At 50.5% G+C, this 3,072-nt stretch carries 1 rRNA gene; it reads right to left on the reverse strand.

What is annotated here, in order from left to right:
- Positions 1-58: 58 nt before the first annotated feature.
- Positions 59-2,949 (reverse strand): 23S ribosomal RNA (locus KI655_RS14675).
- Between the last annotated feature and the right edge of the window lie 123 nt (positions 2,950-3,072).

Genomic DNA, 3,072 nt, shown 5'->3' on the forward strand with positions numbered 1-3,072 from the left:
TCTAAAACTCATTCAAGTGCTTATATCTTTGAGTCCATCAAAACCCCTTGGGTGTTGTATGGTTAAGCCTCACGGGCAATTAGTACAGGTTAGCTCAACGCCTCACAGCGCTTACACACCCTGCCTATCAACGTTCTAGTCTTGAACAACCCTTTAGGACGCTTAAAGCGCCAGGGAAGACTCATCTCAGGGCTCGCTTCCCGCTTAGATGCTTTCAGCGGTTATCGATTCCGAACTTAGCTACCGGGCAATGCCATTGGCATGACAACCCGAACACCAGAGGTTCGTCCACTCCGGTCCTCTCGTACTAGGAGCAGCCCCCTTCAATCTTCCAACGCCCACGGCAGATAGGGACCGAACTGTCTCACGACGTTCTAAACCCAGCTCGCGTACCACTTTAAATGGCGAACAGCCATACCCTTGGGACCGACTTCAGCCCCAGGATGTGATGAGCCGACATCGAGGTGCCAAACACCGCCGTCGATATGAACTCTTGGGCGGTATCAGCCTGTTATCCCCGGAGTACCTTTTATCCGTTGAGCGATGGCCCTTCCATTCAGAACCACCGGATCACTATGACCTGCTTTCGCACCTGCTCGAATTGTCATTCTCGCAGTCAAGCGGGCTTATGCCATTGCACTAACCTCACGATGTCCAACCGTGATTAGCCCACCTTCGTGCTCCTCCGTTACTCTTTGGGAGGAGACCGCCCCAGTCAAACTACCCACCAGGCACTGTCCGTAATCCCGATTCAGGGACCAACGTTAGAACATCAACACTACAAGGGTGGTATTTCAAGGACGACTCCACCACATCTAGCGACGCGGTTTCAAAGTCTCCCACCTATCCTACACATGTAGGGTCAATGTTCAGTGCCAAGCTGTAGTAAAGGTTCACGGGGTCTTTCCGTCTAGCCGCGGGTACACTGCATCTTCACAGCGATTTCAATTTCACTGAGTCTCGGGTGGAGACAGCGTGGCCATCATTACGCCATTCGTGCAGGTCGGAACTTACCCGACAAGGAATTTCGCTACCTTAGGACCGTTATAGTTACGGCCGCCGTTTACCGGGGCTTCGATCAAGAGCTTCGACCGAAGTCTAACCCCATCAATTAACCTTCCGGCACCGGGCAGGCGTCACACCGTATACGTCATCTTACGATTTTGCACAGTGCTGTGTTTTTAATAAACAGTTGCAGCCACCTGGTATCTGCGACTCTCGTCAGCTCCATCCGCAAGGGACTTCACCGATAAGAGCGTACCTTCTCCCGAAGTTACGGTACCATTTTGCCTAGTTCCTTCACCCGAGTTCTCTCAAGCGCCTTGGTATTCTCTACCCGACCACCTGTGTCGGTTTGGGGTACGATTCCTTACAATCTGAAGCTTAGAGGCTTTTCCTGGAAGCATGGCATCAATGACTTCACCACCGTAGTGGCTCGACATCGTATCTCAGCGTTAAGAAGAACCGGATTTACCTAATTCTTCCGCCTACGTACTTGAACCTGGACAACCGTCGCCAGGCCCACCTAGCCTTCTCCGTCCCCCCATCGCAATTGTAAGAAGTACGGGAATATTAACCCGTTTCCCATCGACTACGCCTTTCGGCCTCGCCTTAGGGGTCGACTTACCCTGCCCCGATTAACGTTGGACAGGAACCCTTGGTCTTCCGGCGAGGGAGTTTTTCACTCCCTTTATCGTTACTCATGTCAGCATTCGCACTTCTGATACCTCCAGCAGCCCTTACAGACCACCTTCAACGGCTTACAGAACGCTCCCCTACCCCGCACACTAAAGTGTGCAGCCGCAGCTTCGGTGTATAGCTTAGCCCCGTTACATCTTCCGCGCAGGCCGACTCGACCAGTGAGCTATTACGCTTTCTTTAAATGATGGCTGCTTCTAAGCCAACATCCTGGCTGTCTGAGCCTTCCCACATCGTTTCCCACTTAGCTATACTTTGGGACCTTAGCTGGCGGTCTGGGTTGTTTCCCTCTCCACGACGGACGTTAGCACCCGCCGTGTGTCTCCCGGATAGTACTTACTGGTATTCGGAGTTTGCAAAGGGTTGGTAAGTCGGGATGACCCCCTAGCCTTAACAGTGCTCTACCCCCAGTAGTATTCGTCCGAGGCGCTACCTAAATAGCTTTCGGGGAGAACCAGCTATCTCCAGGTTTGATTGGCCTTTCACCCCTAGCCACAAGTCATCCGCTAATTTTTCAACATTAGTCGGTTCGGTCCTCCAGTTGATGTTACTCAACCTTCAACCTGCCCATGGCTAGATCACCTGGTTTCGGGTCTATATCCAGAGACTGAACGCCCAGTTAAGACTCGGTTTCCCTACGGCTCCCCTAAACGGTTAACCTTGCCACTGAATATAAGTCGCTGACCCATTATACAAAAGGTACGCAGTCACACCACGAAGGTGCTCCTACTGCTTGTACGTACACGGTTTCAGGTTCTATTTCACTCCCCTCACAGGGGTTCTTTTCGCCTTTCCCTCACGGTACTGGTTCACTATCGGTCAGTCAGTAGTATTTAGCCTTGGAGGATGGTCCCCCCATATTCAGACAGGATATCACGTGTCCCGCCCTACTCGATTTCACTGATTATGATGTGTCGGTTACGGGGCTATCACCCTTTATTGCGAGACTTTCCAGACTCTTCACCTGCATCATTAAAAGCTTAAGGGCTAATCCAATTTCGCTCGCCGCTACTTTCGGAATCTCGGTTGATTTCTCTTCCTCGGGGTACTTAGATGTTTCAGTTCCCCCGGTTTGCCTCTTGTTGCTATGTATTCACAACAAGATACTTACTTATGTAAGTGGGTTTCCCCATTCGGAAATCCCAGACTCAAAAGGTTTTTACTACCTAATCTGGGCTTATCGCAAGTTAATACGTCCTTCATCGCCTCTGACTGCCAAGGCATCCACCGTGTACGCTTAGTCACTTAACCATACAACCCGAAAGGGTCTTTATGTATGGTAAACAACCAAGGTTTTTGGTTGTAATAAGAAGGGTTAATTCTTATTACGTGTTTGCCGGACTCAATTTTTGCTCTTTATTTTCACTTTTAAAA

Origin of the sequence: Vibrio sp. D404a, from assembly GCF_030248535.1 — a bacterium.
Classification (GTDB): domain Bacteria; phylum Pseudomonadota; class Gammaproteobacteria; order Enterobacterales; family Vibrionaceae; genus Vibrio.